Source organism: Ulvibacter sp. 2210JD10-4, assembly GCF_058148525.1.
Window position 1 is genome coordinate 1 of sequence record NZ_JBYVJZ010000072.1, and the last position, 246, is coordinate 246.

Here is a 246-nt window from a genome sequence, read left to right on the forward strand (position 1 = left end):
TTTCCAGAATCTATTCCCCAAACTCCCCCTGCACGTGCTTTGGTCCATCCTTTGAGTTCCTCTATCTCGTATTCCAAAACATTTGCTGGAGCGCCACAGGTTAACCTGACAATTGCGGGTACACATTCACAGAACACCAATACCGACGAGATCAATATGTCATTACCTAATGTGAACGCCAATGTATCCCGTATCTTTCCGTTTGCACCCAACATAGGAACCAAAAAATGGATCTTACAGAATATA

The 246-nt window shown here is 43.5% G+C and carries 1 protein-coding gene; it reads left to right on the top strand.

Annotation, left to right across the window (positions count from 1 at the left end):
* Positions 1-51 precede the first annotated feature (51 nt).
* Positions 52-246 (top strand): putative LPS assembly protein LptD (locus tag ACY2RT_RS15520; RefSeq protein ID WP_490156821.1); only part of this gene is annotated, 195 nt, incomplete at its 3' end.